The organism is Pseudomonas entomophila L48, assembly GCF_000026105.1.
Classification (GTDB): domain Bacteria; phylum Pseudomonadota; class Gammaproteobacteria; order Pseudomonadales; family Pseudomonadaceae; genus Aquipseudomonas; species Aquipseudomonas entomophila.
In genome coordinates, this window is record NC_008027.1 from 327,879 (window position 1) to 354,048 (window position 26,170).

Here is a 26,170-nt window from a genome sequence, read left to right on the forward strand (position 1 = left end):
TTATTTGCCCAGTTGTTCGGCCAGTTCGGCGGAGCGTGTCGCCGCGGCTTGCAATGCCTGCTCGACGATGGCTTCGAAACCGCTGGCCTGGAACGATTTGATCGCCGCCTCGGTGGTGCCGGCCGGCGAGGTGACGCGGCGGCGCAGTTCGGCGGCATCGACGTCGCTGGCTACGGCCATGCGCGCGGCACCCAGGGCGGTCTGCAGGGTGAGTTGCGAGGCGGTTTCGCGCGGCAGGCCGAGTTTCTCGCCAGCGGCGGTCATGGCCTCGATCAGCAGGAAGAAGTAGGCCGGGCCGCTGCCGGAGACGGCGGTAACGGCATCCAGTTGTTGTTCTTCGTCCAGCCACAGGGCCGTGCCTACGGCGGACAGCAGCTGTTCGGCCTGCTGGCGTTGCTCGGCGGACACTTCCTGGGTGGCATACAGGCCGCTGACGCCCTGGCGCAGCAATGCCGGGGTGTTGGGCATGCAACGCACCACCGGGATGGCGCCCAGCCAGGCCTGCAGGCTGGCGCAGGTGATGCCGGCGGCGATGGAGACGACCAGCTGGCCGGCTTTCAGGTTCGGCTTGAGCGCCTCGCAGACGGCTTTCATGACCTGCGGCTTGACAGCGATCACGATCACGTCGGCGCCGTCGATGGCCTGGGCGTTGCTTTCGAACGCTTCGATACCGTGTTCGGCCTGGATCCGCGCGCGGGTCTCGGCACCCGGGTCGCTGGCGCGGATCTGCGAGGCATCCAGGCCCTGGGCGCGCAGGCCGCCGATCAGGCTGGCGGCCATGTTGCCGGCGCCGATAAAGGCAATACGAGTCTTGCTCATGTCAGGTCCTTGAAGGAACGAGTGGGTTAAGCATGGGTTCAGGGTTGGCCGTAGTCGCGGGCACCGAACAGGGCGGTACCGATGCGGACCCAGGTCGCTCCTTGGGAGATAGCGGCTTCCAGGTCGTGGCTCATGCCCATCGACAGGGTGTCCAGGCCGAGGTCCAGTTGTTCCTGAAGCTGGCGCAGGGTGGCAAAGGCCGCCTCTTGTTCGGTGCGGTTATCGGTCGGCTCCGGGATCGCCATCAGGCCACGCAGGCGCAGGCCGGGCAGGGCGCTCACTGCTTGGGCCAGGGCCGGTAGCTCGGCCGGTGCGCAGCCGGACTTGCTGTCTTCGCCACTGACGTTCACCTGCAGGCAGATGTTCAGCGGCGGCAGGTTGGCCGGGCGCTGTTCCGAGAGGCGTTGGGCGATCTTCAGGCGGTCCACGGAATGTACCCAGTCGAAGTGCTCGGCGATGGCCTTGGTCTTGTTTGATTGGATGGGGCCGATGAAGTGCCAGATCAAGGGCAGGTCGGAGAGTTCCTGTTGTTTCGTCAGGGCTTCCTGAAGGTAATTTTCGCCGAAGTCGCGCAGCCCGCTGGCATGCGCTTCGCGGATGGCGCTGGCCGGCTTGGTCTTGCTCACCGCCAGCAGCTGGATGCTGGCCGGGGCGCGGCCGGCAGCCTTCGCCGCGTTGTCGATGCGGGCGGAAATGGCCGAAATGTTCTCTGCTAGGGTGGACATGGTTCGTCGCCGGCGGCTTTGGGGTCTGCGGCATTCTACCTGCTTGATCGCCGTTGGGGAGTCTCATGGATGTGACCGATCTGCTGGCCCAGGCTGTGGCTGCGGGCGCAAGCGACCTGCACCTGGCCGCGGGCGAGGTACCGTTGCTGCGTTTGGACGGTGAGCTGCGGCGGATGGACATGCCGGTACTCATGCCTGCGGCGCTGGAGCAGGGCGTGGCTGGCTTGCTCGATGATGGGCAGCGCCGACAGTGGGCGTCTGGTGACGAGCTGGATCTTGCCTTGGCGGTGCCCGCCTTGGGCCGCTTCCGGGTGAACCTGTTTCGCCAACGTAATGGGCCGGGGGCGAGCATACGGCTGATTCCGGCGCGGGTGCCAAGCCTCGATGAGCTCGACCTGCATGATGTATTTCAAACTATTGCATCGAACCGGGATGGCCTGGTGCTGATTGGCGGGCCTACGGGGAGCGGCAAGTCCAGCACCCTGGCTGCGCTGGTCGATCAGCTCAATCGGGAGTACGCGCTTCACATCGTCACCTTGGAGGACCCTGTCGAATTCATTCATCAAGGCCAGCGCAGTCTGGTCAACCAACGGGAAATTGGTCGCGACAGTCGCGATTTTTCCCAGGGATTGCGCAGTGCGTTGCGCCAGGATCCCGACGTAATCATGGTCGGTGAGTTGCGTGACCTGGAGAGTATCCGTCTGGCGCTGCAAGCTGCGGAAACCGGGCACTTGGTGTTGGCCACGGTGCATACACGCTCGGCGGTCAACAGTATCGACCGCCTGGTGGAGGTGTTTGCCGCCGAGGAGAAGCCGCTGGTGCGCACGATGTTGGCGGAGTCGTTGCGGCTGGTGGTGGCGCAGAGGCTGGTCAGGCAGGTCGGTGGCGGCAGGGTCGCCGCAAGGGAGGTGCTGGTGGTGACGCCGGCGGTGCGCAACCTGATCCGCGAGGGGCGGATGGCGCAGATCTGTTCGTTGATGCAGGTCGGGGCGGCGCAGGGGATGGTGACGATGGAGGAGGCGACACGACGCCTGAGGCAGCAAGGCTTGATCGACTAGATCAGGCGCCACATGTCTCCTGTAGGAGCGGCTTTAGCCGCGAACACCGGCAATGCCGGTGCCAGGCACCGCGTCGTTCGCATCGCGGCTAAAGCCGCTCCTACAAGGAGCGTGCCGAATTTTTACTCAGCGCTTGGCCAGGCTCAGCGCCTGCTGTTGAGCCTTGGGCAGCACGCGCTTGGCCACCACGTAACGCTTCTGCCAGTAAGGTTTTTCCAGGCTGTCGATGCTCACCCGCTTGCCGGTGCGTGGCGCGTGGATGAAGCGGTCGTTGCCCAGGTAGATGGCGACATGGTTGACCCGGCGGCTCTGGATGTTGAAGAAGATCAGATCGCCCGGCTTGAGGTCGTCCCGTGCCACTTTCACGCCCTGGCCCTGGGCCATGGCGTTGGAGGTGCGCGGCAGGTCGACGTCGGCCACATCGTTGAAGGCGTACTTGACCAGGCCGCTGCAGTCGAAGCCCTTCTTCGGTGTACTGCCGCCCCAGCGATAGGGGGTGCCGAGTACGTTCACGGCGCGGCTGAGCACTTCACTGCTCTGTTTGGGCGACATGGCCGCGGCCTGCAGCGCCTGGTGCTTGGCGGCATTGCTCGGGCGGGCCTGCACGTTCAGGGTGCTTTTGCGGTACTGGACCGGGGTGCGTTTCACCGTGGCGTCGGCGTTGGTCGTATAACCGGTGAAACCGCTGGGAAGACGTTGCTCACGATTGGTGGCGTGGGCGGCCAGGGGCAATAATAGGCAGAGGGTCAGCCATGTCTTGAGGAAAGGCGGCATAGATGAAGCTCTTTATAAGTGTTGGCGCGCAACTTTATAACAGCTTTTTGATCTCATTCTGATCCACTGGTCGTTTGGTTCCGTACCATACGTCGGGTCAAAACGAAAAAGTCACATTTTTCGTTAGAAAATTTTCAGCTATCCCGCGAGGGCTTCGAATGAATGGTTATCAACAGGGGGCGCCCCTGCATGACACCCACAGCAAGGTGCTCGGCTACCTGCTGTGGATCTTCGGCTTTACCGGCGCGCACCGCTTCTACTACGGTAAGCCGATCACCGGGACGATCTGGTTCTTCACCCTTGGCTTGTTGGGTATCGGCTGGCTGATCGACCTGTTCCTGATCCCGTCGATGGACCGTGAGGCGGACATGCGCTTCGAGTCAGGCGGCGTGGACTACAACCTGGCGTGGATCTTCCTGACGTTCCTGGGCGTGTTCGGCGTGCACCGCCTGTACCAGGGCAAGTGGATCAGCGCGTTGATCTACCTGTTCACCGGCGGCGTGTTCCTGCTGGGTGTGCTGTATGACTTCTGGACGCTCAACAGCCAGATTTCGCAGGTAAACGCCGAGCGTCGGCGGGTATGAAAAAGGCCTTGTCGCCATTGGCGACAAGGCCTTTTCAGTTACTGGCGCCGCTGTTGCAGCAGCAAGTTGCTGAAGCCTGCCCCTGCCAGCTGCTTCTGCGCCACGGTCAGCTGTTCGCGGTTGCTGAACGGGCCGACCATCACGCGATACCAGGTCTCGTCCTTGACCGTGCCCGACTCCACCTTCACCGCCTGGCCGAGCAGGATGATCTGTGCGCGGACCTTGTCGGCGTCGGCCTGCTTGCGGAACGAGCCGGCCTGCAGGAAGAACTGGGTGGTGGCGGCCGGCTTGATCACGGGCGGTGCGGGCGGCGGCGTCTGCCCCAGCAATGCCGCCTGGGCACGGGCCGTGTCGATCTTCGCCGCTTCCGCCGGGGTCACGGGTGTGGACGGCACGGGCGGTTGGGCCGGCACGGGTGGGGTCTTCTCCGGCACTGCTTCGGGCGGCACGATCACTTCCGATTCCGGCAGCAGGGTGTAGAAGTCGTACTTCGGCTTCACCGGCTGCTGCAGTGCGGGCGTGGTGGCCTTGCTCGCCTCGGCGACCTTTTCCGGTTTCTGCTGCTCGGGCTTGGTGCGCTTGATGTCGTCGCCGCCGGGTTCGAGCTTCATCAGGAAGACGATGAAGGCGCCGACCGTGAGGCCGACCGCCAGCCACACCCAGCCCGGGATCGGCTGCTTGCTGGCAGGCGGCTGGGAGCGGCTGGCGCCGCGCTTGGGTGCGGGTTTCTTCTTTGCAGCCAACTTACATGCGCTCCAGGGTTTCCAGGCCGAGCAGTTCCAGGCCCTGCTTGAGGGTGCGGCCGGTCAGGGCGGCCAGGCGCAGGCGGCTCTGCTGTTGCTCGGCGGTTTCGGCGGCGAGGATCGGGCAGTTCTCGTAGAAGCTGGAGAACAGGCCGGCGAGGTCGTAGAGGTAGCTGCACAGCACGTGCGGCGTGCCCTTGTCGGCGACGTTGTTGAGGATTTCGCCGAACTGCGCCAGGCGCGCGGCCAGGTCCTGCTCGTGGGCGGCCTGCAGCACGATGTTGCCGTCGACTTCGTCGAAACCCTTGCCGAGTTTGCGGAACACGCCGGCCACACGGGTGTAGGCGTACAGCAGGTACGGCGCGGTGTTCCCTTCGAAGTTGAGCATCAGTTCGAAGTTGAAGCTGTAGTCGCTGGTGCGGTGTTTCGACAGGTCGGCGTACTTGACCGCGCCGATACCCACCACTTCACCGATCTTGCGCAGTTCGTCCTCCGCCAGGCTCGGGTTCTTCTCCTTGACCAGGGCGTAGGCACGCTCCTTGGCTTCGGTGAGCAGGTCGATCAGCTTGACGGTGCCGCCATCGCGGGTCTTGAACGGGCGACCATCGGCGCCGTTCATGGTGCCGAAGCCCATGTGCTCCATCTTCATCGGATGGCCGACGAAGCCGGCGCGGCGGGCCACTTCGAACACCTGGTTGAAGTGCAGGGCCTGACGCTGGTCGACGAAATACAGGGCGCGGTCGGCCTGGAGCGTGTTGCTGCGGTAGCGCACGGCGGCCAGGTCGGTTGTGGCGTACAGGTAGCCGCCGTCGGCCTTCTGCACGATTACCGGCAGCGGCTCGCCTTCGGTGTTCTTGAACTCCTCCAGGAACACGCACTGGGCGCCCTGGCTTTCAACCAGCAGGCCTTTGCTCTTCAGGTCGGCGACCACGTTGGCCAGGTCGTCGTTGTAGGCGCTCTCGCCCATTACGTCGGCCATGGTCAGCTTGACGTTGAGCAGCTCGTAGGTTTTCTGGCAGTGGGACAGGGAGATGTCCTTGAAGCGTGTCCACAGCGCCAGGCAGTCCGGGTCGCCGGCTTGCAGCTTGACCACCAGGCCGCGGGCGCGGGTGGCGAATTCCTCGGACTCGTCGAAGCGCTTCTTCGCCGCGCGGTAGAAGTTCTCCAGGTCCGACAGCTCGTCGCTGGTGATCGGGTTTTCTTCGAGGTAGGCCAGCAGCATGCCGAACTGGGTGCCCCAGTCGCCCACGTGGTTCTGGCGGATGACGTCATCGCCCAGGAACTCCAGCACGCGCGCGACGCTGTCGCCGATGATGGTCGAGCGCAGGTGGCCGACGTGCATCTCCTTGGCCAGGTTAGGCGCCGACATGTCGATCACGACTTTCTCGACTGGGCCGGCCTTGTGCACGCCCAGGTGGTCGTCGGCCAGGGCGGCGTCGAGGCGGTTGGCCAGGGCGTCGGTGTTCTGGAAGAAGTTCAGGAAGCCGGGGCCGGCAATCTCGGCCTTGCTGATGTCGGCGCTGGTCGGCAGGGCTGCAATGATTTTTTCAGCCAGGTCGCGCGGCTTCATGCCGGCCGGCTTGGCCAGCATCATGGCGATGTTGCTGGCGAAGTCGCCGTGGGTCTTGTCCCGGGCGTTTTCCACCTGGATCGCCGGCGTCAGCCCTTCAGGCAGCACACCTTCGGTGACGAGTTGGGTGAGGGCTTGCTGGATCAGCTGGCGAATGGTGTCTTTCATGGGATTCTCTTTTCGACCGCAAGCGCGGTGAGCGCTTCGATGCGCAGGTGGAAAAACTGGGCATTATCCGTTGCCGAGGGCGGGTTGCCAACCTTTGGGGCTGGAATGCATGGCCCAGCAGGCGGCTGCTGACCCTGTAGGAGCGGGTTTACCCGCGAACACCGACACCGTCGGTGCCATTCACCGGGTTGCCTTGTTCGCCGGCAAGCCGGCGCCTACAGGGGTTATCAATAAAGATCGACTGGGTCGACATCCAGCGACCAGCGCACCTGCCGCCCCGAAGGCATCTGCTCCAACACTAGCAACCAGGCACTGATCAGTCGATGCAGGGGTGCCCGGGCATTGGCCTGGAGCAATAGTTGCGCACGGAACCTTCCCGCCCGTCGCTCCATGGGCGCCGGGACCGGGCCCAACAGCTCGATGCCGTGCAAGCCTTGCTCGGCGAGCACACGCTCGGCGGCGGCGCAGGCCTCGTCGAGAAAGCTTTCCGCCTGGCCCGGCTTGTGGGCGTCGGCACGCAGCAGGGCTAAGTGGGCAAACGGCGGCAGGCCGGCGGCGCGGCGTTCGCTCAGGGCTTGCTCGGCGAAGGCGAAGTAGCCCTGTTCGGTGAGCTGCACCAGCAACGGATGGTCGGCCAGGTGCGTCTGCACGATGACCTTGCCCGGCTCTTCGGCACGCCCGGCGCGCCCGGCAACCTGGACGATCAGCTGGGCCATGCGCTCGCTGGCGCGGAAGTCGCCGGAGAACAGGCCGCCGTCGGCGTCGAGGATGGCCACCAGGGTGACGCGGGGGAAGTGGTGCCCCTTGGCGAGCATCTGGGTGCCCACCAGGATGCTCGGCTGCCCGCGCTGGATGGTGCTGAACAGGTTGTGCATGGCGTCCTTGCGCGAGGTGCTGTCGCGGTCGACACGCAGGATCGGATAGTCCGGGAACAGCACTTTCAGGCGTTCCTCGGCGCGCTCAGTCCCGGCACCCACCGGACGCAGGTCGACATGGGCGCATTGTGGGCACTGCAACGGCAGGCGCTCGTCGTAGCCGCAATGGTGGCAGCGCAGCACGGCGGAGCGTTGGTGCACGGTCATGCGTGCATCGCAGCGCGGGCATTCCGAGAGCCAGCCGCAGTCGTGGCACAGCAGGGTGGGGGCGAAGCCGCGACGATTGAGGAACACCAGCACCTGCTGGCCAGCTTCAAGGGTCTGGCGGATGGCCTGTTGCAACGGCCCGCTGATGCCGCTGTCCAGCGGTAGGCTGCGCACGTCCAGGCGCAGGAAGCGTGGGGCGCGAGCGCCGCCGGCGCGCTGGTTCATTCGCAGCAGGCCATAGCGGCCGCTGTGGGCGTTGTGCAGGCTTTCCAGCGAAGGGGTGGCCGAGCCCAGCAGGATCGGGATGTTCTCCTGATGCGCACGCACCACGGCCAGGTCGCGAGCGTGGTAGCGCAGGCCTTCCTGCTGTTTATAGGAGCCGTCGTGCTCCTCGTCGATGATGATCAGTCCTGGGTTCTTCATCGGCGTAAACAATGCCGAGCGAGTGCCGATGATGATGTCCGCCTCGCCATCGCGGGCCGCCAGCCAGGCGTCCAGGCGCTCACGGTCGCCAACCGCCGAGTGCAGCAGGGCGATGCGCGCGTTGAAGCGCTGCTCGAAACGTTGCAGGGTCTGCGGGCCGAGGTTGATCTCGGGGATCAGGATCAGCGCCTGCTTGCCGGCCTCCAGCGTTTCGCGGATCAGTTGCAGGTAGACCTCGGTCTTGCCGCTGCCGGTGACGCCGGCCAGGAGAAAGGCATGGAAGGCGCCGAAGCCTGAACGCACGGCCTCGAAGGCGGCGCGCTGCTCTTCGTTCAGCGGCAGTTCCGGCTGGGCCAGCCAGTGTTCGTGGCGTGGTGGCGGCAGGTGGCGGCGAACCTCAACCTGGACCAGCTCCTTGGCCAGCAGCAGGTCGAGGCTGTCCTTGTTCAACCCCATCTTGGCCAGCACGCTGTGGGCCACGCCGTGGTGATGCTGCGCCAGGGTCTTGAGCGCCTCGCGCTGGCGTGGGGCGCGGGTGATGCGTGGGTCGTCCAGGCGGGCGCCCGGCGCGACATGCCAGAAGCGTTCCTGGCGCACTTCGGCAGGCTCACCTTGGCGCAACAACGTGGGCAGCGCCCAGTTCAGGGTGTCCCCCAGGCTGTGCTGGTAGTACTGGGCGGTCCACAGGCACAGCTTGAACAGTGCTGGTGGTAGCGGTGAAACCGGATCGAGCAGGGCACTGGCCGGCTTGAGCTTGTCGGCGGGCACTTCGCTCTTGTCGGCGACCTCCACCAGCACGCCGATCATCTCGCGACGGCCGAACGGCACGCGCAGGCGCATGCCGGGGGTCAGCGCCTGGCGCGCCATGCTCGCGGGCGCCCGGTAGTCGAACAGGCGACGCAGGGGCGAGGGCAGGGCGAGGCGCAGGATGACGTCGGACACGCGGAAGGTCTCTGGAGGGCGTTTCACAAATCAGGCGAGCCTAGCAGACGACGGTCGGTGCAAGCGACAACTTGCGTTGGCTTGGCGCTCTGGTATTATTCGCCGCCTAATTACGTGCGGTATTCAACAATAGGTGTTGGGTGGCGGCACGCAGCTCGAGGAAGTGACCATGAAAGCAGATATTCATCCGAACTACGAAGTAGTTGCAGTCACCTGCAGCTGCGGCAACAAGTTTGAAACCCGTTCGACCCTGGGCAGCGTCCTGGCGATCGACGTTTGCAACCTGTGCCACCCGTTCTACACCGGTAAGCAGAAAGTCCTGGACACCGGTGGTCGCGTACAGAAGTTCGCCGATCGCTTCGGTATGTTCGGTACCAAGAAGTAATCATGCGCATGGCGAATCTCTCGAGGTTCGCGTTGCTGCAAAAGAAGGCGCCCCTTGTGGGCGCCTTTTTTGTGGGCGCGATCTGGCATTTTCCGGCCCAGGCCTTCTGCCCGCTACCTGAAAGCCTGCAGCAGGTGGCGGTGCGCAGCGTGGTCGATGGCGACACCGTGCGCCTGGTCGATGGCCGTAGCGTACGGCTCATTGGCATCAATGCGCCCGAGATCGGACGCAAGGGGCGAACCAGCGAACCCTATGCCGAGGCCGCCAAGCGGCGATTGCAGGCGCTGGTCAAGGCCAGTGACGGCCGCATCGGGCTGGTTCCGGGTATCGAAGGCAAGGACAAGTACGGTCGCACGCTGGCGCACCTGTACGGTCGGTCTGGCGACAATCTGGAAGCGCAATTGCTCAGCGAAGGGCTTGGCTACCGAGTAGCGGTCGCGCCCAATGTGGCGTTGACCAACTGTCAGCAGCAAGCGGAACACGCCGCTCGAAAGGCGAGGGTCGGGCTGTGGCGAACGTCGCCGGTGTTGCCTGCGGAGCACGTGCGGCAGTCAGGGTTCGCGGTGATTGTTGGTAAAATCACGGCCATCGAACGCAATCGTGGCGGTGTCTGGCTGGAACTCGACGACTCGGTGGTGCTGCAGATTCCCGCTCGTCTGCAGCGCAACTTCCCTGCCAGCTTCTTCGCTAACCTCAAGGGACGCCAGGTCGAGGCGCGTGGCTGGGTGCTGGATCGTTCCCGCAAGGGTGGGCTCAAGCCCGGGCAGCAACGCTGGCTGTTGCCATTGACCGATCCGAGCATGCTGGAGCCTGTTTCCGGCTAAATACTTGTAGACAGTTTGCTATTTGATTGTACACACTGGGCTCCGTAAGCCCCGTGGGTTATAGCGTAAAGTCGTAGGCCAGAGGCCTTGACACATAGTGACCGGGCAGTCTTGTCGCCCCCCGGCACTTTGCGTATCCTCGGCGGTCCGTCAGAACAGTAAATAGCGGAATGCCCATCATGTCAGACCTGAAAACCGCCGCTCTCGAATACCACGCTCAGCCTCGTCCGGGGAAACTGAGCGTCGAGCTCTCCAAGCCAACCGCCACCGCCCGTGACCTCGCCCTGGCCTACAGCCCAGGCGTCGCCGAACCCGTGCGCGAGATTGGCCGTGATCCGGAGCTGGCCTACAAGTACACCGGCAAGGGCAACCTGGTCGCGGTGATTTCCGACGGTACCGCGATCCTGGGTCTGGGTGACCTGGGCCCGCTGGCCTCGAAGCCGGTCATGGAAGGCAAGGGTGTTCTGTTCAAGCGTTTCGCCGGTATCGACGTGTTCGACATCGAAGTCGAGTCGGAAAGCCCGCAGGCCTTCATCGACACCGTGCGCCGCATCTCCATCACCTTCGGTGGCATCAACCTCGAGGACATCAAGGCACCTGAGTGCTTCGAGATCGAGCGCACCCTGATCGAGCAGTGCGACATCCCGGTATTCCACGATGACCAGCATGGCACCGCCATCGTCACCGCGGCCGGCATGATCAACGCCCTGGAAATCGCCGGCAAGAAGCTCGAAGACGCCAAGATCGTCTGCCTGGGCGCCGGCGCCGCGGCCATCTCCTGCATGAAACTGCTGGTGAGCATGGGCGCCAAGGTCGAGAACATCTTCATGATCGACCGCAGCGGCGTCATCCACGCTGGCCGCGACGACCTGAACCAGTACAAGGCCCAGTTCGCCCACGCTACCGACAAGCGCACCCTGGCTGATGCCCTCGACGGCGCTGACGTGTTCGTCGGTCTGTCCGGCCCGAACCTGCTGAGCGCCGAAGGCCTGAAGTCGATGGCGGCCAACCCGATCGTGTTCGCCTGCTCGAACCCGGATCCGGAAATCGCCCCGGAACTGGCCCACGCCACCCGCAGCGACGTGATCATGGCCACCGGTCGTTCCGACTACCCGAACCAGGTCAACAACGTGCTGGGCTTCCCGTTCATCTTCCGTGGTGCCCTGGACGTTCGCGCCAAGCGCATCAACGAAGAAATGAAGATTGCCGCCGCCATCGCCCTGAAGGACCTGGCCAAGCTGCCGGTACCGAAGGAAGTCTGCGATGCGTACGGTGTGCAAGCCCTGGAATTCGGCCGCGAATACATCATTCCGAAGCCGCTGGATGCCCGCCTGATCACCGTGGTTTCCGATGCCGTGGCCAAGGCCGCCATCGAATCCGGTGTGGCGACCCTGCCGTATCCGAAGCACTACCCGCTGAAAAGCGTGGATGACGTGTTCAACGGCTGATCCTGCCGTAGCGTCATGAAAAAGCCCCGGCTCGTGAGAGCCGGGGCTTTTTGTTTGTCTCGGATTCATGTGTTGATTGCTCGATCTGTTCGCCGGCAAGCCGGCTCCTACCTGACCGTGTAGGAGCCGGCTTGCCGGCGAACAGGTCGATGGATCAGAACAGGTCCATCGGTGCCGACTCATCCGCTGGCAGCGGGCTGCCAGGTGCCGCGCCATTGCCCAGCTCATCCACCGACGGTGGCGAGTCCTCGGCCTTGAACAGCTCGAAGTAGGCGTTCGGCGTGCTTGGCGTGGCCGCACGGCCGCTGACCGGGTCGACGCGCAAGCTGAGAATGCCCTCAGGCTCGGCTGGCGCATGCTCGGGTTTGTCCTTGAGCGCCTGGCCCATGAGGCTCATCCAGATCGGCAGCGCCACGGTGCCACCATACTCACGGCGGCCCAGGGTCTCGGGCTGGTCGAAGCCTACCCAGACGGTGGTGACGTAGTCGGCGTTGTAGCCGGAGAACCAGGCATCCTTGGACTCGTTGGTGGTGCCGGTCTTGCCCGCCAGGTCGCCACGGCCCAGGGCCAGGGCGCGGCGGCCGGTGCCGCGCTTGATCACGTCCTGCAGCATGCTGGTGAGGATGTAGGTGGTGCGACCGTCGATGATCTGCTCGGCGATAGCCGGCGCCTGAGGTGCCGGGGCCACCTGGCCGAAGGCCGAGGGGGATTCCCCTGGCATCGGCGCGACACTGATCGGCTGCTCCGGCGCGGCAAGGCCGGCCTGGTCCTGGCTGCCCTGGGGTACACGCGCCGGGTTGGCAGTGAACAGGGTTTCACCATTGCGGCTCTCGACGCGGTCGATCAGGTATGGGCTGATCTTGTAGCCGCCGTTGGCGAAGGTGCTCCAGCCGGTGGCGATTTCCATGGGCGTCAAGGTCGCGGTGCCGAGCGCCAGCGACAGGTTGCGCGGCAGGTCCTGCTTGTTGAAGCCGAACTTGGCGATGTAGTCGATGGTGCGGTCAACGCCCATCGCTTGCAGCAGGCGGATCGAGACCAGGTTGCGCGACTTGTACAGCGCCTCGCGCATGCGGATCGGGCCGAGGAAGGTGTTGGTGTCGTTCTTCGGGCGCCAGACCTTGTCCAGGTACTCGTCGACGAACACGATCGGTGCGTCGTTGACCAGGCTGGCGGCGGTGTAGCCATTGTCCAGCGCGGCGCTGTAGACGAACGGCTTGAAGCTGGAACCCGGCTGGCGCTTGGCCTGCATGGCGCGGTTGTAGTTGCTCTGCTCGAAGGAGAAACCACCGACCAGTGCACGGATCGCGCCATTATAAGGGTCGAGGGTAACCAGTGCGCTCTGGGCGCCTGGCACCTGGCTGAACTTGAGCTTGCCGTTCTCCAGGCGTTGCAGGCGCACCAGGTCGCCGACCTGGGCGACATCGGCAGGCGACTGCGGCGAACGGCCCTGCGAGTTGCTGTTCAGGTAAGGGCGGGCCCACTTCATGGTGTCCCAGGCCACGTCTTCTTCCAGGCCGGCGCGGGTCATCACCTTCAGGCCGCTTTTCTCGACATGAGTGACGATGGCCGGTTCCAGCCCGCCCAGGGTGCGCTGTTTGCCCAGTTCCTGCAGCCAGGCGGCGCGGGTCTTGCCCGGGAAGCGTGCATCGGGGCCGCGATAGCCATGGCGCTCGTCGTACTCGGAGAGCCCGTTGAGCACGGCATTGTTGGCCATCTGCTGCATGTCGCTGGGCACGGTGGTGGTGACGCGGAAGCCTTCGGTGTAGGCATCGCTGCCGTAGCGCCCGACCATCTCGGCGCGAGCCATCTCGGCGACGTAGGGGGCGTTCACTTCCGGGGTTGGCACGTGGTAGCTGGCGTTCAGCGGTTCGGCCAGGGCGGCCTGGTAGCTGCTTTCATCGATCTTGCCGAGCTTGTACATGCGGCCGAGGATCCAGTCGCGGCGCTCCTTGGCGCGCACCGGGTTGGCCAGCGGGTTGAAGCGCGACGGTGCCTTGGGCAGGCCGGCGATCATGGCCATCTGCGCCAGGCTGACGTCGCGGATCGACTTGCCGTAGTACACCTGCGCGGCGGCGTCGATGCCGTAGGCGCGGTTGCCCAGGTAGATCTTGTTGACGTACAGCTCGAGGATCTCGTCCTTGGTCAGCTCGCGTTCGATCTGCAGCGCCAGGAGGATCTCGTTGGTCTTGCGCGAGAAACTGCGCTCGCTGCTCAGGAAGAAGTTCTTCGCCACCTGCATGGTGATGGTGCTGCCGCCAGTCTGGATATGCCCGGACTTGAGCAGTTGCGTGGCTGCACGCATCAGGCTGCTGGGGTCGACACCGTAGTGGTTGAGGAAGTTGTCGTCTTCAGCGGACAGAAGCGCCTGGATGAACTGTGGGGGAATTTCCTGGAACTTGATCGGCGAGCGCCGCATTTCGCCGAACTCGGCAATCAGCTTGCCGTCGCTGCTGTACACCCTCAGGGGGATTTGCAACTGGACGCTTCGCAGCGAATCGACCGAGGGCAGGCTGGGGCTAAGATACAGGAACGCACCGCTCACACCGAGTACGAGCGCGCAGATGACTGCGACGAAAGACCACCAGAAGAACTTCAGCAGGCGTATCAAGGCTTTTGGGTGTCCAGGTTGAGGAGTGGAGGGCGCGCAGGGCCAGCGGACGGGAAAATTCGCTGGGCATTATAAGCACTTTTCGCCCCATCGGGTGACCGGTCGGGGCCTGGCGATGACCGCTGGCGCCGCAATCGCGCCGGCTCGCCATGATCAGGAAGGGACAGCCATGCTTGGACGCTTTGGCAGGGATGCCGGTTCACTGCTGGGGGTTGAAATCGCCTCCGACACCATACGAATGCTGCAATTGCGCCGCCAACGCGGGCATTGGCGAGTCGCGGCCTGGGCTTGCGAGCCGATCACGAGGCCGATGGGCCATTCGCAACTGCCTGAAGCCTTGCGCGAGGCGCACCGACGCTGTGGGACACCACAACGGAGGGTCGCGCTGGCTTTGCCGTCGTCACAGGTGATCTGCAAGGTCTGTCAGTTGCCTGCCGAAACAGCCCGATTCGACGCCGAGGTGCGGTTGCTGGCCCAGGCCGAACAATTGTTTCCCTTCCCGCTGGATGACCTGGCCCTGGACTTCCAGGTGTTGGGGGTGTCTGCCGGGAGCCCTGCTCACATCGATGTCCTGGTGGCCGCCTGCAGGCAGAGCCAGCTTGACCCTCTTGAGCACATGTTCAACCAGGCGGGGATGCAGGTGGCGGCCATGGAGGTCGACAGCTTCGCCCTGCTGCGTGCAATGGGGGTCGAAGCGCCGGCCGATCTGGCGCTATTGCAGTTGGAGGCTGGCGAAATCGTGCTGCATGGTTGGCAGCGTGATCTTGTCCCCCTGCGTCAGCACCTGGCTCTGGATGCATCGGGGCGATGGCTCGAGAGCGTCGAGCGTCTCTGGTCGTTGCATGGCGCGCAGGAGCGAGTAGCACAAGTGATGCTTGCAGGGGGCGCCGCGGACGCCGAGCGAGCCGGGCAATTGACTGACCGGCTGGCGGTGCGCTGCAGCCTCGCTTGCCCCTCACCGCTAGCTGGCAGCGCCGTATCCGAAAGTTTGGTGGCATCCATGGCATTGGCTTGCGGGCTGGCGCTGGGAGGCGAGCAGGCATGAGGGTACGCCTGAACTTGATGCCTTGGCGTGAACTGCGCCGGGTCGCGGTTGTACGGCAGTTCCGGGCTGTGCTGATGGCCTGCCTGGTGATGGCGGTAGTTGCGGTGATGTTGCTAGATGAGGTCATGCAGTCACGTGTGGCTCGGCAGCAAGCGGTGAATACTGCTTTGCAGCGCGAACTGGAAGGGGTCGATACCGCCATGGCACAAGTTGAACATCTGCGCGCTTCGCGTAACGCCTTGCTTGCGCAGTACATGGCGTTGTCCAGGCTCAGAGGCGCGCAGGCCTTGCTGCCGGCGCTCTTCTCAGACCTGGAGATGGCCATGCCTGAGGGGGCACGATTGCACGAGCTGGATGTGCAGGGTAGTCGAGTGCAACTGACGGGAATGGCTGCTTCGGCATCCGTGGTGGCTTTGCTGTTGCGCAGGATGGAGCAGGCAGATGTGCTTCAGGATCTGGAACTTGTACACCTCAGGCACGGGGCGGGTGGCGACGAATTTGTCGTGACGGCGCGCTTGTCGGCGAGTTGGTCGTGACTGGCAGGTGGGCGTTCGATTGGCAGGGGGTGGTGTATCGATCTCCCTTGTTAAGGTTCATCGTCGTGTTGTCGCTGGTACTGATGGTAGGCGTCGTGGGTTACCTGGGCCGCTTGCGTGAGGTGTATCAGGATTATCAGTTCGCGGTGTCGACGGAGCACCGCTTGCGTCAGGTGCGCGAAGCCAGGGCCGCCCAGACCTTCGACGTCGATGCCGAACGCAGGGCGCTGGAAGAAATGGCGCTGCGCTTGCGCGCGGAGCGATGGCGGCTGGCGGCTGGCGAGGGCATGAGTGATTTACTCGAGCAGTTGGCGGTCTCGGGGCACGAGCATGGCTTGCTGTTCGAGCGGCTGGAAGTGCTTGAGGAACAGCAAGAGGCCGGATACCGCAGGCTGCCCCTCGATATCCAGGTAAAGGGCAGCTACCCGGCGCTCCATGCATGGCTGGTGCAATGGCTTGGCCAACTGCGTCTTTTGTCTGTTCCTCGCCTGAACGTGGTCGGGGGTGATGAGCGAGCTGGGATAGTCAGTGCACGGCTCCAGGTAGATCTCCATCACCCAGGAGAGCCGCTTGAGCCTCCCGACAGTCTGGCTGACGAGCCCGCTCGGGCGAGCCTCCCTGTCGTGTCACTCGATCCGTTCCAGGCCTGGCGTGGCGGCTCGGCTGATCCTGGGCTCGGGCGGATACCTCTGGAGCAGCTGGAAATGGTGGGTAGTCTGTCCGGCGCTGGCGGTCGCCAGGCATTGCTGCGTTCAGCTGGCCGCCTGTACCGGGTGGCGGCCGGGGAGCCTCTGGGGCGTGACGAGGGTGTTGTGGTGAGCATAGAAGCCGAGCAGGTCGAGGTGCGTGAGCGTTTGTACATCGGTGGTGCTTGGCAGGAGCGTTCAAGGTATCTGGCACTCAGGAAGAGTGCGCGTGGGGAGGTCAAGGATGAGATTGACGGGGCTGGCGAGCGCGATGCTGGTGCTGTCGGGCGTGCGGGCAGCGCTGGCGGCTGAGTTTCAGGGTGAACCGATGTCGTTGAACTTCCAGGATGTGGAAGTGCGTGGGGTGTTGCAGGTCATGGCCGACTACGCCGGTATCAACCTGGTGGCCAGCGATGCCGTCCAGGGGCGGATCACCCTCAGGCTGGAGGAGGTGCCTTGGGATCAGGCGCTCGACCTTGTGTTACGCAGCAAGGGGTTGGGGCGCCGGCAGGAGGGGAATGTACTGTTGATCGCGCCCATCGCCGAACTCGCCGAGCAGTCGCGCGGTGCTCACCTGGAGCAGGCGCTGGACGCTCGACTTGAGCCGTTGCGGCGGGAGCTGATACCGGTCTATCACGCCAAGGCGTCGGACCTGGCCGAATTGCTGCTGGCGAGCCTGGCTGACGACGGCATCCTGGCCGGGCGCGGTAGCCTGAGCGTGGATGCACGCACCAATACGCTGGTGGTTGCCCAGCCCGCTGATCGGCTGGGTGAAATCCGCCGGCTGGTGGCCCAGCTCGATGTGCCAGTGCGCCAGGTCATGATCGAGGCTCGCATTGTCGAGGCCAACATTGATTATGAAAAGGCCTTGGGCGTGCGCTGGGGTGGCCCGCTGTATGGCCAGGACAACCGTCTGGGCAGCGAGCTGTTCGTCGACCTGGGTGTGGAACGAGCGACCTCGGCGCTTGGTGTCGGGTTGTTGCGCAGTGACGTCCTGCTCGACCTGGAGCTCAGCGCGATGGAGAAAAGCGGTAATGGCGAGATCATCTCCCAGCCCAGGGTCGTCACCGCCGACAAGGAGACGGCGCGCATTCTCAAGGGTACCGAGGTCCCCTACCAGGAGACTACCAAGAGCGGTGCCACCTCCATCTCGTTTCGCGAAGCCTCCCTGTCGCTGGAGGTGACACCGCAGATCACCCCCGATGGCAAGGTGATCATGGAGGTGCGGGTGACCAAGGACGAGCCGGACTTTGTCAACGCCCTGAACAACGTGCCCCCCATCCGCAAGAACGAAGTCAACGCCAAGGTGCGGGTCACCAACGGAGAAACCATTGTGATTGGTGGGGTGTACTCGACGTCGCAGAACAATGTGGTCGACAAGGTGCCATTTTTCGGCGATCTGCCGTATGTTGGGCGGCTGTTTCGACGCGATGCATTACAAGAGAAAAAATCCGAGCTGCTGGTCTTCCTGACTCCGCGTATCATGAGTGACCAGGCGATTGCTGTGAGTCGTTGATTCTGTGCGAAATTTGATACTTGTGGGGCCCATGGGCGCTGGTAAGAGCACCATCGGGCGCCTGTTGGCCAAAGAGCTGCGCCTGCTGTTCAAGGATTCCGACAAGGAAATCGAACTGCGAACCGGCGCCAACATCCCGTGGATCTTCGACAAGGAAGGCGAGCCGGGCTTTCGTGAGCGTGAGCAGGCGATGATCGCCGAACTCTGCGCACTCGACGGCGTGGTCCTGGCCACCGGCGGCGGCGCGGTGATGCGTGACGCCAACCGTGCCGCATTGCGAGCGGGCGGCCGGGTGGTCTACTTGCATGCTTCGGTGGAGCAGCAGGTCGGGCGCACCTCGCGGGACCGCAACCGCCCCTTGCTGCGCACCGCCAACCCGGAAGCGACCCTGCGTGCCTTGTTCGAAGCGCGTGACCCGCTCTATCGCGAGATTGCCGACCTGGTGGTGGAAACCGACGAACGGCCGCCACGCATGGTGGTGCTCGACATTCTGGAGCGCCTGCAGCAGTTGCCGCCCCGATAAGCGGGGTCTATCCTCGGCCTCCATCGCCGAGGCGGGGTTCAACCTGATCGCGTGGCTCGCTCGATAGGCGCCGCGCCCAAGTACATTGTGGGGATACATGCAGACACTAAAGGTCGACCTGGGCGAACGCAGCTACCCGATCTACATTGGCGAGGGCCTTCTGGACCAGCCTGAACTGCTGGCGCCCCATATCGCCGGCCGGCAGGTCGCCATCGTTTCCAACGAGACCGTCGCACCCTTGTATCTCGAACGCCTGAGCAAGACGTTGGGCGCCTACTCGGTGCTGCCGGTGGTGCTGCCCGACGGCGAAAAATACAAAAACTGGGAAACCCTGCAACTGGTCTTCGATGCCCTGCTGAGCGCGCGTCACGACCGTCGTACTACCGTGGTGGCGCTCGGCGGCGGCGTGATCGGCGACATGGCCGGCTTCGCCGCGGCCTGTTATCAGCGTGGCGTGGACTTCATCCAGGTCCCGACCACCCTGCTGTCCCAGGTGGATTCTTCGGTCGGTGGCAAGACCGGTATCAACCACCCGCTGGGCAAGAACATGGTCGGTGCTTTCTATCAGCCCAATGCCGTGCTGATCGACACCACCAGCCTGAAGACGCTGCCCCAGCGCGAGCTGTCCGCGGGGCTGGCTGAAATCATCAAGTACGGCCTGATTTGTGACGAGCCCTTCCTCGGTTGGCTCGAAGACAACATGCAGGCCTTGCGCGCCCTGGAGCCTGTGGCCCTGACCGAAGCCATCCGCCGCTCCTGCGCGGCCAAGGCGGCCGTTGTCGGCGCAGACGAGCGCGAATCGGGCGTGCGCGCCACGCTCAACCTCGGCCATACCTTCGGCCATGCCATCGAAACCCACATGGGCTACGGTGTATGGCTGCACGGTGAAGCCGTGGCGGCCGGCACAGTGATGGCCCTGGAAATGTCCATGCGCCTGGGCTGGATCGACCAGCCGGCGCGTGATCGCGGTATTCGCCTGCTGCAGGACGCAGGATTGCCGGTGGTGCCACCACAGGAAATGACCCCGGCGCATTTCATGGAGCACATGGCGGTCGACAAGAAAGTGCTCGACGGGCGCCTGCGCCTGGTGCTGTTGCGCCAGATGGGCGAGGCCGTCGTCACCGACGACTATCCGAAAGAGATTCTTCAGGCCACGCTGGCGGCGGATTACCGCGCGATCGTGGCCCAGCTTTGAGGTTGTGACAACGCAATGAGCACTTTGCATGCCGATGAGGCGTTCCTCGATCATTTCCAGTTGAGCCACGATCCGTTCGCGCCCCGCGTGCCCGGCTTCAAGTTCTTCCCTGCCCAGCGCAAGCCGGTGCTGGGCCAGTTGCACCACCTGGCGCGCTACAGCCAGTTGATGCTGGTGGTCACCGGCCCCGTGGGCAGCGGCAAGACCTTGCTGCGCCAGGCGCTGGTGGCCAGCACCAACAAACAGTCGGTGCAGAGCGTGGTGGTCTCCGCCCGTGGCGCCAGCGACGCGGCCAGCGTGCTGGGCCAGGTGGCCCAGTCGCTGAACGTGGCACAGCCGGAAGTGCAGGCCATTCTTACGCAGGTGGTGCAACTGGCGCTGACCGGTCAGGAAGTCTACCTGCTGGTGGATGATGCGGAACAACTCGACGAGTCGGCACTCCAAGCGTTGCTGGAGTTGGCGGCAGGTACCTCCGAAGGGCGCCCGCACGTGTTCCTGTTCGGCGAGCCGTCGCTGATCGCCGGGCTGGAAGAGATCAACATCGATGAGGAGCGTTTCCATATCATCGAGCTGGCCCCGTACAGCGAGGAAGAGACCCGCGAGTACCTGGAGCAGCGCCTGGAAGGCGCTGGCCGGGGCATCGAGGTGTTCACTCGCGAGCAGATCGTCGACATCCACGAAAACTCCGACGGTTGGCCTGGAAACATCAACCAGGTCGCCCGCGATACCTTGATCGAAACCATGATCGCCAGCCGTACCACGGCCAAGCGACCATCCATGGGGTTCAAAATGCCTAAGAAACACGTGCTCGCGTTGTCCGCTGTGGTCGTGGTCGCCGTCGGTGCGGCGGTCATGATGCCCAAGAAAGGCGACAAGGCCCCGGCCGAAGCGCCTACCGGCCAGGCCCAACTGCCGTTGGGGCAGGGTGGCAATGGTGCGCCGGCCATCGAGTTCTCCGGCTCCTCCCAGCCTATGCCGCTGCCGCTGGTCGGCCAGTCGCAGCCAGTGATGCGCGAGCCGCTGGCTCAGGCCGCGGGCATGGGCGAAGGCGAAGAGAGCGGCCCGGCGGGCAATACCGCGCTGCAGCCGTCCGCGCCTTCGGCTGCCGTGCCGCCGACCGTGACTACCATCGCCCCGCCGCAAGGCGCCACAGCCAGCCCGGCGCCAGCACCCGCACAGCCGGTCACCCCTGCACCGGTTCAGCCGGTTGCGCCGGCGCCAAAACCTGTCGCAACCCAGCCGGCAAAACCGGTTGCACCTGCCAAGCCTGCCCCAGCCCCGACCCAGGTTGCCAGCGCCAAGCCAGCGGCCAAGCCCGTGGAGAAACCGGCAGTGGGTGGTGCGGGTAACAGTGGCTGGTATGCCGGCCAGAAACCGGGCAATTACGTGGTGCAGATCTTCGGTACCAGCTCCGAGGCGTCGGCCCAGTCGTTCGTCAAGGAACAGGGTGGCGACTATCGCTACTTCAAGAAAAACCTGCAGGGCAAGCCGCTGTACGTCGTCACCTACGGCAACTTCGCCAGCCGCGACGCCGCTGCTGCGGCAATCAAGAACTTGCCAGCCAAGGTCCAGGCTGGTAAACCTTGGCCACGTACCGTCGGCAGCGTCCAACAAGAGCTGGCCACGGCCCGCTGATACCTTCCGGGCGGCACCACCCCGCCGCCCAGTTGCTGAGCGACTTCTAGCTTTCGACTAGCCTGCTGCGCCCGAGCGCGGCAGGCTTTTCTGTCCCAGACTGCCGGCCACAAGCCCTTCCTTGCAGTCCTGGCTGAAACGCTTCAGACTCGAGCCAAGCCGCTACCACGGCGCATGGCGCAAAAACATTCAAAATTGCGACATAAATTTTCAATGGTGAGACATGAAAATTTGTGGGCGTCGCTGTCGCTGTGCAACAATGGTTTTCCATGACCACCGCAAAAAAGCTGGCGTTTGATCGGCGTGGATGGTAAGTGGTTGTTAAAAAAGAGATTTGCCTCCGGTTGAGAGGTGAACCTGGTGAGAAAGTGTCTATGAAAACAGGTCTGTACCATCCCGAAGAATTCAAGGACAACTGTGGTTTCGGCCTGATCGCCCATATGACGGGGCAGCCGAGTCACCACCTTCTGCAAACCGCCATGCAGGCGCTGACCTGCATGACCCACCGCGGCGGCATCAACGCCGACGGCAAGACCGGCGACGGTTGCGGTCTGCTCATGCAGAAGCCCGATCAATTCCTGCGTGCCGTGGCCCGGGAACACTTCGCCGCCGAGCTGCCCAGGCAGTACGCCGTCGGCATGGTGTTCTTCAACCAAGACCCGGTGAAAGCCGAAGCCGCCCGCCAGAACATGGACCGCGAGATCGTCAACGCCGGTCTCAAGCTGGTCGGCTGGCGTAAAGTGCCGATCGACACCCGTGTACTGGGGCGCCTGGCCCTGGAGCGCCTGCCGCAGATCGAGCAGGTGTTCATCGGCGGCGAAGGCCTGAGCGACCAGGAATTCGCCATCAAGCTGTTCAGTGCCCGTCGCCGCTCGTCCGTGGCCAACGCCCATGACGCCGACCACTACATCTGCAGCTTCTCGCACAAGACCATCATCTACAAAGGCCTGATGATGCCGCGCGATCTTGCGGCGTTTTATCCGGACCTGGGTGACGAGCGCCTGCAGACCGCGATCTGCGTGTTCCACCAGCGCTTCTCCACCAACACTCTACCGAAGTGGCCGCTGGCCCAGCCCTTCCGCTTCCTCGCCCACAACGGCGAGATCAACACCATCACCGGTAACCGCAACTGGGCCATGGCCCGTCGCACCAAATTCGCCAACGACCTGATCCCCGACCTCGAAGAGCTCGGCCCGCTGGTCAACCGCGTCGGTTCCGACTCCTCGAGCATGGACAACATGCTGGAGCTGATGGTCACCGGCGGCATCGACCTGTTCCGCGGCGTGCGCATGCTGGTTCCGCCGGCCTGGCAGAACGTCGAGACCATGGACGCCGACCTGCGCGCCTTCTACGAATACAACTCCATGCACATGGAGCCGTGGGATGGCCCGGCCGGCATCGTCATGACCGAAGGCCGCCACGCGGTGTGCCTGCTCGACCGCAATGGCCTGCGCCCGGCGCGCTGGGTGACCACCACCAACGGCTACATCACCATCGCCTCGGAAATCGGCGTATGGGGTTACCAGCCTGAGGAAGTCCTGGCCAAGGGCCGTGTCGGCCCGGGCCAGATCCTCGCCGTGGACACCGAGACCGGCCAGATCCTCGACACCGACGCCATCGACAACCGCCTGAAGTCGCGCCACCCGTACAAGCGCTGGCTGCGTCAGCATGCCACGCGCATCCAGGCGACGCTGACCGACGACCAGGGCGTGGCCAGCTACGACGCCGACCAGCTCAAGCAATACATGAAGATGTTCCAGGTCACCTTCGAGGAGCGTGACCAGGTGCTGCGCCCGCTGGGTGAGCAGGGCCAGGAAGCGGTCGGCTCGATGGGCGACGACACGCCGATGGCCGTGCTGTCGCAGCGCGTGCGCTCGCCGTACGACTTCTTCCGCCAGCAGTTCGCCCAGGTGACCAACCCGCCGATCGACCCGCTGCGCGAGGCGATCGTGATGTCCCTGGAAATCTGCCTGGGCGCCGAGCGCAATATCTTCCAGGAATCCCCCGAGCACGCCTCGCGGGTGATCCTCAGCTCGCCGGTCATCTCACCCGCCAAGTGGCGTTCGCTGATGAACCTGGAGCGCGAAGGCTTCGACCGCCAGCTGATCGACCTCAACTACGACGAAAGCGTCGGCCTCGAAGCAGCGATCCGCAACATCGCCGATCAGGCAGAAGAAGCCGTGCGCGGCGGCAAGACCCAGCTGGTGCTTAGCGACCGCTACATCGCCCCGGGCAAGCTGCCGGTGCATGCTTCGCTGGCTGTCGGCGCGGTGCACCATCGTCTGACCGAACAAGGCCTGCGTTGCGACAGCAACATCCTGGTCGAGACCGCCACTGCCCGTGACCCGCACCACTTCGCCGTGCTGCTGGGCTTCGGTGCCTCGGCCGTCTACCCGTACCTGGCCTATGAAGTACTGGCCGACCTGATTCGCACCGGCGAAGTACTGGGCGACCTGGATGAAGTCTTCAAGTACTACCGCAAAGGCATCTCCAAGGGCCTGCTGAAGATCCTTTCGAAGATGGGCATCTCCACCATCACCTCGTACCGTGGCGCGCAGCTGTTCGAAGCGATCGGCCTGTCCGAGGAAGTGGTTGGCCTGAGCTTCAAGGGCGTGTCCAGCCGCATCAAGGGGGCGCGCTTCGTCGACCTCGAAGGCGACCAGAAGCTGCTGGCCGCCGAAGCCTGGAGCGCGCGCAAGCCAATCCAGCAAGGTGGCCTGCTGAAGTTTGTCCACGGCGGCGAATACCACGCCTACAACCCGGATGTGGTCAACACCCTGCAGGCCGCCGTGCAACAGGGCGACTACAACAAGTTCAAGGAATACACCACGCTGGTAGACCAGCGACCGGTGTCGATGATCCGCGACCTGCTCAAGGTCAAGGTCGCCGAACAGCCGCTGGCGCTGGACCAGATCGAGCCACTGGAGGCCATCCTCAAGCGTTTCGACTCCGCCGGCATCTCGCTCGGCGCACTGTCGCCTGAAGCCCACGAAGCGCTGGCCGAGGCGATGAACCGCCTGGGCGCGCGCTCCAACTCCGGCGAGGGCGGCGAAGACCCGGCCCGCTACGGCACCATCAAGAGCTCCAAGATCAAGCAGGTAGCCACCGGCCGTTTTGGCGTGACCCCGGAATACCTGGTCAATGCCGAGGTGCTGCAGATCAAGGTTGCCCAGGGCGCCAAGCCCGGTGAGGGCGGCCAGCTGCCGGGCGGCAAGGTCAACGGCCTGATTGCCAAGCTGCGCTATGCGGTACCGGGCGTGACCCTGATCTCGCCACCGCCGCACCACGACATCTATTCGATCGAAGACCTGGCCCAGCTGATCTACGACCTCAAGCAGGTCAACCCGCAGGCCCTGGTGTCGGTCAAACTGGTGGCCGAAGCCGGCGTGGGCACCATCGCCGCCGGCGTGGCCAAGGCCTACGCCGACCTGATCACCATTTCCGGTTACGACGGTGGTACCGGCGCTTCGCCGCTGACCTCGATCAAGTACGCCGGTGCCCCGTGGGAACTGGGCCTGGCCGAAACCCACCAGACCCTGCGCGGCAACGACCTGCGCGGCAAGGTGCGGGTGCAGACCGACGGCGGCCTGAAAACCGGCCTGGACGTGATCAAGGCGGCCATCCTCGGCGCCGAGAGCTTCGGCTTCGGCACCGCGCCGATGATCGCCCTGGGCTGCAAGTACCTGCGCATCTGCCACCTGAACAACTGCGCCACCGGCGTGGCCACCCAGAACGACAAGCTGCGCAAGGACCACTACATCGGCACCGTCGACATGGTGATCAACTTCTTCACCTTCGTCGCCGAGGAGACCCGCGAGTGGCTGGCCAAGCTGGGTGTGCGCAGCCTGGGCGAGCTGATCGGCCGCACCGACCTGCTCGACGTGCTGCCGGGCGACACCGAACGCCAGCAATACCTCGACTTGTCGCCGTTGCTGGGCAGCTCGCACATCCCGGCCGACAAGCCGCAGTTCTGCGAAGTCGACAAGAACCCGCCGTTCGACCAGGGCGAATTGGCCGAGAAGATGGTGGCCATGGCCCTGCCGGCCATCCGTGACCTGGCCGGTGGCGAGTTCAGCCTCGACATCTGCAACTGCGACCGTTCCATCGGTGCGCGCATCTCCGGCGAAATCGCCAAGCTGCACGGCAACCAGGGCATGGCCGCGGCGCCGATCACCTTCCGCTTCAAGGGCACCGCGGGCCAGAGCTTCGGCGTGTGGAACGCCGGGGGCCTGAACCTGCACCTGGAAGGCGACGCCAACGACTACGTCGGCAAGGGCATGACCGGTGGCAAGGTCACCATCGTGCCGCCAGCCGGCAGCCCGTTCGAAACCCAGCACAGCGCCATTGTCGGCAACACCTGCCTGTACGGCGCCACCGGCGGCAAGCTGTTCGCCGCGGGTACCGCGGGCGAGCGCTTCGCTGTGCGTAACTCCGGCGCCCATGCTGTGGTCGAGGGCACCGGCGATCACTGCTGTGAATACATGACCGGCGGCTTTGTCTGCGTATTGGGCAAGACCGGTTACAACTTCGGTTCTGGCATGACGGGCGGTTTCGCCTACGTGCTCGACATGGACAACACCTTCGTCGACAAACTCAACCACGAGCTGGTGGAAATCCAGCGTATCAGTGGCGAGGCGATGGAGGCCTACCGCAGCCATCTGGCGCGGGTCCTGGGCGAGTACGTGGACGAGACCGGCAGCGAGTGGGGGCGTGAGCTCTCCGAGAACCTGGACGACTACGTGCGGCGCTTCTGGCTGGTCAAGCCGAAGGCGGCCAACCTCAAGCACCTGCTGTCCAGCACCCGTGCCAACCCGCAGTAACAACAGCTGCAAGTGGCGGGCCCCGTGCGCGGGGCTTGCCTGGCTCAAGTGATCGTCTTGC

The 26,170-nt window shown here is 64.3% G+C and carries 20 protein-coding genes; 13 read left to right on the forward strand and 7 right to left on the reverse strand.

Translation table 11 applies throughout. The annotated features are described in order from the left end of the window. Complete coding sequence (gene proC / locus PSEEN_RS01445; protein ID WP_011531738.1) at window positions 1–819, reverse strand: pyrroline-5-carboxylate reductase; 819 nt, start codon at window positions 817–819, stop codon at window positions 1–3. Window positions 820–857: 38 nt separating this feature from the next. Further along, window positions 858–1,544: a YggS family pyridoxal phosphate-dependent enzyme gene (locus tag PSEEN_RS01450; protein WP_011531739.1), complete on the reverse strand. Its 687-nt coding sequence runs from the start codon at window positions 1,542–1,544 to the stop codon at window positions 858–860. 65 nt (window positions 1,545–1,609) lie between these two features. Here PSEEN_RS01450 and PSEEN_RS01455 point away from each other — a divergent pair, with 65 nt between their 5' ends. Beyond that, on the forward strand, window positions 1,610–2,602 hold the full coding sequence (locus PSEEN_RS01455; RefSeq protein ID WP_011531740.1) for a type IV pilus twitching motility protein PilT: 993 nt from the start codon (window positions 1,610–1,612) through the stop codon (window positions 2,600–2,602). Between the two features lie 126 nt (window positions 2,603–2,728). Here the strand turns inward: PSEEN_RS01455 and PSEEN_RS01460 are convergent, their stop codons facing one another. Continuing rightward, complete coding sequence (locus PSEEN_RS01460) at window positions 2,729–3,376, reverse strand: C40 family peptidase (RefSeq protein WP_011531741.1); 648 nt, start codon at window positions 3,374–3,376, stop codon at window positions 2,729–2,731. Window positions 3,377–3,534: 158 nt separating this feature from the next. Here PSEEN_RS01460 and PSEEN_RS01465 point away from each other — a divergent pair, with 158 nt between their 5' ends. After that, window positions 3,535–3,960, forward strand: coding sequence for an NINE protein (locus tag PSEEN_RS01465; protein WP_011531742.1), 426 nt, complete (start codon window positions 3,535–3,537; stop codon window positions 3,958–3,960). 38 nt (window positions 3,961–3,998) lie between these two features. Here the strand turns inward: PSEEN_RS01465 and PSEEN_RS01470 are convergent, their stop codons facing one another. The 3 genes from PSEEN_RS01470 to PSEEN_RS01480 form a co-directional block, all read right to left on the reverse strand. Then, window positions 3,999–4,703, reverse strand: coding sequence for an SPOR domain-containing protein (locus PSEEN_RS01470; protein WP_011531743.1), 705 nt, complete (start codon window positions 4,701–4,703; stop codon window positions 3,999–4,001). A 1-nt stretch (window position 4,704) separates the two neighbouring features. After that, window positions 4,705–6,441 carry an arginine--tRNA ligase gene (gene argS / locus PSEEN_RS01475; RefSeq protein ID WP_011531744.1) on the reverse strand — a complete coding sequence of 579 codons (1,737 nt, stop codon included), beginning with the start codon at window positions 6,439–6,441 and terminating at the stop codon, window positions 4,705–4,707. A 227-nt stretch (window positions 6,442–6,668) separates the two neighbouring features. Next, a complete protein-coding gene (locus PSEEN_RS01480) occupies window positions 6,669–8,888 on the reverse strand; it encodes a primosomal protein N' (RefSeq protein WP_011531745.1) in 2,220 nt (739 codons plus the stop codon). 169 nt (window positions 8,889–9,057) lie between these two features. Here PSEEN_RS01480 and rpmE point away from each other — a divergent pair, with 169 nt between their 5' ends. From rpmE to PSEEN_RS01495, 3 genes are all read left to right on the forward strand, one after another. Next, window positions 9,058–9,273, forward strand: a complete 216-nt coding sequence (gene rpmE / locus PSEEN_RS01485; RefSeq protein ID WP_011531746.1) for a 50S ribosomal protein L31 — start codon at window positions 9,058–9,060, stop codon at window positions 9,271–9,273. Window positions 9,274–9,275: 2 nt separating this feature from the next. Next, window positions 9,276–10,097: a thermonuclease family protein gene (locus tag PSEEN_RS01490; protein WP_011531747.1), complete on the forward strand. Its 822-nt coding sequence runs from the start codon at window positions 9,276–9,278 to the stop codon at window positions 10,095–10,097. A 179-nt stretch (window positions 10,098–10,276) separates the two neighbouring features. Then, window positions 10,277–11,545: a malic enzyme-like NAD(P)-binding protein gene (locus PSEEN_RS01495; RefSeq protein ID WP_011531748.1), complete on the forward strand. Its 1,269-nt coding sequence runs from the start codon at window positions 10,277–10,279 to the stop codon at window positions 11,543–11,545. 154 nt (window positions 11,546–11,699) lie between these two features. Here the strand turns inward: PSEEN_RS01495 and PSEEN_RS01500 are convergent, their stop codons facing one another. After that, the gene (locus PSEEN_RS01500) at window positions 11,700–14,150 is read right to left on the reverse strand and encodes a penicillin-binding protein 1A (RefSeq protein ID WP_373694319.1); all 2,451 of its coding nucleotides are present in this window, start codon (window positions 14,148–14,150) and stop codon (window positions 11,700–11,702) included. 172 nt (window positions 14,151–14,322) lie between these two features. Between PSEEN_RS01500 and pilM the strand changes: the two genes are divergently transcribed. The 8 genes from pilM (at window position 14,323) to gltB (ending at window position 26,109) form a co-directional block, all read left to right on the forward strand. Beyond that, window positions 14,323–15,198, forward strand: coding sequence for a type IV pilus biogenesis protein PilM (gene pilM / locus PSEEN_RS01505; RefSeq protein WP_011531750.1), 876 nt, complete (start codon window positions 14,323–14,325; stop codon window positions 15,196–15,198). Beyond that, entirely contained in the window at window positions 15,195–15,734 is a 540-nt protein-coding gene (locus PSEEN_RS01510) for a PilN domain-containing protein (RefSeq protein WP_011531751.1), read from the forward strand. The genes pilM and PSEEN_RS01510 overlap by 4 nt, the downstream gene beginning before the upstream one ends. A 47-nt stretch (window positions 15,735–15,781) precedes the next feature. After that, window positions 15,782–16,732, forward strand: coding sequence for a pilus assembly protein PilP (locus PSEEN_RS01515; RefSeq protein WP_086009434.1), 951 nt, complete (start codon window positions 15,782–15,784; stop codon window positions 16,730–16,732). Next, window positions 16,665–17,936, forward strand: a complete 1,272-nt coding sequence (locus PSEEN_RS01520; protein WP_373694282.1) for a type IV pilus secretin PilQ — start codon at window positions 16,665–16,667, stop codon at window positions 17,934–17,936. The genes PSEEN_RS01515 and PSEEN_RS01520 overlap by 68 nt, the downstream gene beginning before the upstream one ends. 4 nt (window positions 17,937–17,940) lie before the next feature. Further along, window positions 17,941–18,459 (forward strand): shikimate kinase AroK, encoded by a 519-nt coding sequence (aroK, locus tag PSEEN_RS01525; protein ID WP_011531754.1) that lies wholly within the window; start codon window positions 17,941–17,943, stop codon window positions 18,457–18,459. A gap of 97 nt (window positions 18,460–18,556) precedes the next feature. Continuing rightward, the gene (gene aroB / locus PSEEN_RS01530) at window positions 18,557–19,654 is read left to right on the forward strand and encodes a 3-dehydroquinate synthase (protein WP_011531755.1); all 1,098 of its coding nucleotides are present in this window, start codon (window positions 18,557–18,559) and stop codon (window positions 19,652–19,654) included. Window positions 19,655–19,669: 15 nt separating this feature from the next. Beyond that, complete coding sequence (locus PSEEN_RS01535; protein ID WP_011531756.1) at window positions 19,670–21,289, forward strand: AAA family ATPase; 1,620 nt, start codon at window positions 19,670–19,672, stop codon at window positions 21,287–21,289. Window positions 21,290–21,663: 374 nt separating this feature from the next. Beyond that, complete coding sequence (gene gltB / locus PSEEN_RS01540) at window positions 21,664–26,109, forward strand: glutamate synthase large subunit (RefSeq protein ID WP_011531757.1); 4,446 nt, start codon at window positions 21,664–21,666, stop codon at window positions 26,107–26,109. Window positions 26,110–26,170: the final 61 nt, after the last annotated feature.

Bases quoted from the DNA above. Each gene is read 5' to 3' on its own strand.
- PSEEN_RS01460 (WP_011531741.1), bottom strand. From the start codon at position 3,376: ATGCCGCCTTTCCTCAAGACATGGCTGACCCTCTGCCTATTATTGCCC.
- PSEEN_RS01520 (WP_373694282.1), top strand. From the start codon at position 16,665: ATGAGATTGACGGGGCTGGCGAGCGCGATGCTGGTGCTGTCGGGCGTG.
- rpmE (WP_011531746.1), top strand. From the start codon at position 9,058: ATGAAAGCAGATATTCATCCGAACTACGAAGTAGTTGCAGTCACCTGC.
- proC (WP_011531738.1), bottom strand. From the start codon at position 819: ATGAGCAAGACTCGTATTGCCTTTATCGGCGCCGGCAACATGGCCGCC.
- PSEEN_RS01455 (WP_011531740.1), top strand. From the start codon at position 1,610: ATGGATGTGACCGATCTGCTGGCCCAGGCTGTGGCTGCGGGCGCAAGC.
- PSEEN_RS01495 (WP_011531748.1), top strand. From the start codon at position 10,277: ATGTCAGACCTGAAAACCGCCGCTCTCGAATACCACGCTCAGCCTCGT.
- argS (WP_011531744.1), bottom strand. From the start codon at position 6,441: ATGAAAGACACCATTCGCCAGCTGATCCAGCAAGCCCTCACCCAACTC.
- PSEEN_RS01490 (WP_011531747.1), top strand. From the start codon at position 9,276: ATGCGCATGGCGAATCTCTCGAGGTTCGCGTTGCTGCAAAAGAAGGCG.
- PSEEN_RS01465 (WP_011531742.1), top strand. From the start codon at position 3,535: ATGAATGGTTATCAACAGGGGGCGCCCCTGCATGACACCCACAGCAAG.
- PSEEN_RS01450 (WP_011531739.1), bottom strand. From the start codon at position 1,544: ATGTCCACCCTAGCAGAGAACATTTCGGCCATTTCCGCCCGCATCGAC.
- pilM (WP_011531750.1), top strand. From the start codon at position 14,323: ATGCTTGGACGCTTTGGCAGGGATGCCGGTTCACTGCTGGGGGTTGAA.
- aroB (WP_011531755.1), top strand. From the start codon at position 18,557: ATGCAGACACTAAAGGTCGACCTGGGCGAACGCAGCTACCCGATCTAC.
- PSEEN_RS01510 (WP_011531751.1), top strand. From the start codon at position 15,195: ATGAGGGTACGCCTGAACTTGATGCCTTGGCGTGAACTGCGCCGGGTC.
- PSEEN_RS01535 (WP_011531756.1), top strand. From the start codon at position 19,670: ATGAGCACTTTGCATGCCGATGAGGCGTTCCTCGATCATTTCCAGTTG.
- gltB (WP_011531757.1), top strand. From the start codon at position 21,664: ATGAAAACAGGTCTGTACCATCCCGAAGAATTCAAGGACAACTGTGGT.